Here is a 2,216-nt window from a genome sequence, read left to right as displayed (position 1 = left end):
CGTGTGCTCAGCTGCCCGCTGCTCTGCACGGTATAATCCGATTCGATCTTGAGGAGCGGCACATCGGTATGGCCTTTGATATCAGAATATTCAAAGCTGTAAAAATCACAGAACTTTACGGTATGATAAATGATCCCCTTTAAAGATGGATCCTGATAAAGCTGTTTACGGCCTGCATGATCCATCATGCGCATGCACGGGATCTGGTGAAGAAGTTCCTCCGCATACCATTCCATAAGCTGGTCAAAGTCCAGATCTGCTTCCGGGAGGGTGTCTCCCACAGAACGGTTGTTGACACAGGTCTCATTCACTACAGGAAGCGGCATGGCATCCTGTGTCATCTGAAAAAGTTCATTTCCCATTCTTGCTCCGAGAACTGCAAGATGCGGATCCTGCGTTCTCTTTTTTGGATGAAAAGCTTTGAGAAATTTCTCTTTATTGAAGGTAGTTCCTTTATATTCACCGTAGGCTCTTACAAGATCTTTTAACTGTGCTGCAGTTCTCTCATGGCTGCAGCTCGTATCGCAGTGAAGCATATCCACCATATACAAAAAATCCATCTCGCCGCTGTCTTCCAGAATGTCATAGACGCTTCGGATCGTATCGCAGCAGTTGACCAGGACCAGTTCTTTTACTTTGCCTGCCAGAACTGCTTCAAGGACTGCCTTTCCAAATCCACAGATATTCGGATGTGCTACCTGCTCTGCCAGATCAAATCCCTCCGGCATATCATTCAGGATCTCGCACTCACCTCCAAGGGCTTCAAGAAGTTCTACCGGTGTATATTTACAGACATAATATGTTTTATTCATGATCAAAATCCCCCAGCATCTCCAGAAATGCTCCCAGTCTCGTGGAAGTCTGTCCTTCTCCGCCATGGCTCCTGTCACAGCCATCTCCATCCAGGATCAACAGTGGGATCCCTGCTTCCTCAAAGCGTTTCTTGGCGATTCTGGAACCTCCAAGGGTATGCTTGCATCCCCAGTGATTGAACCAGACAACACCGTCTGCTCCCGCCTGTTTTGCATGACGGATCCCTGCTTCGATTCTCCGTGAAACGGGACCATTCAGGGCATGATATACAAGGCGCAATGCCATCTCCTCATAAGGATCCTCGGAATGCTTCGTGATGTCCGCCACCTGTGCAAGCTCACATCCTACGATCTGTGCCTCCTCTTTCAGAAGAAGTGCATCTTTCACGGCTTCTGACCAGAACGGGATCGTATGCATCCAGTAGATGTGTCTGCCTTTTTTGGCAGGGGCTTTGCTGACATCTTCAAGAAGTTTTTGTGTATAAAGTTCTTCTTCCTCTGTTCCAAGAAGAATGTTGTTTGTCATTCCGCTGTAAAGCGGAGAAACAAGGTCTGAAGGTATGTATTTATCTGCTCTTGCGCTCTGGAACTTATCATAATTCTGCAATGTCCTCCGGCTTCTTGCAAGACGTTCCTTCAGTTTTGATTCATCAATCGTTCTGCCGGTCACTTTCTCAAGGAAAGGAACCAGCGCCCGAAGCTGTGTTGCTACATAAGACACATTTGCCGGTGTCTGTGCAGATGGTATATCAATAGAAAAAACCGGGATGTCAAAAAACTCTGCCAGTCTGTGAAATGTAAGAAGGTTTGCGTCACACGCCAGGTTCGTATAAACGATACATTTTGGTTTCGGAAGAAGCCCCTTCTCTGCCGCTCCGATAAATGTCTTGTGGTAGCTGCAAAGCGTTTCTGAAATTCCAGAATCCTCTGCTCCCTGAAGAAAAGGTCTCTCTACCTGTGATGCCGCAAGATAGCAGGAAAAGCTTTCTACATTGTATGGATACAGTCCTGCCTCCTGAAGCAGTTCGCACGGAGTAAATACACTTACCATAACCGAACTTTCTGGATGCTTCAGCGGCTGTGTCATAACGTTCATCATCATGCCGGCCAGATACTGATCCGATGGATTCAACTGCCCTTCTGGAAGAAAACGAAATTTCAGGTTCTGCGCTTCCCATCCTGTCTTTAAAAGCCACCTCGCTCTTTCCGGTGACGTTTCACACCATTTCTCTATGTAATTTCCAAATGTCTTCACTATCTCCATATTTTGGTCTGACCGCCTTTCTTCCAAACAGTATATAGCAAATCATCGTTTATGACAAGCAAAAAAAACTTCAATCCAATTTGGATTGAAGTTCATATCACTGCCGCAGACCGGAATCGAACCGGTACGGGTATCACTAC

Annotated in this window: 2 protein-coding genes; both read right to left on the bottom strand. The window is 46.4% G+C overall.

The features are described from left to right. On the bottom strand, positions 1–812 hold an 812-nt coding region (locus QZL69_RS10705; RefSeq protein ID WP_291519379.1), incomplete at its 3' end, for a 2-hydroxyacyl-CoA dehydratase family protein. Continuing rightward, a complete protein-coding gene (locus QZL69_RS10700) occupies positions 805–2,076 on the bottom strand; it encodes a 2-hydroxyacyl-CoA dehydratase subunit D (RefSeq protein ID WP_022215202.1) in 1,272 nt (423 codons plus the stop codon). The genes QZL69_RS10700 and QZL69_RS10705, both read right to left, overlap by 8 nt. Positions 2,077–2,216 lie beyond the last annotated feature (140 nt).

It is taken from the genome of Blautia sp. CAG:237, assembly GCF_000436615.1.
In the GTDB taxonomy this organism is placed as follows: Bacteria; Bacillota; Clostridia; order Lachnospirales; family Lachnospiraceae; genus Blautia_A; species Blautia_A intestinihominis.
Note: the sequence above shows the minus strand (reverse complement) of the source record. Positions and strands in the feature narration are given on the sequence as shown.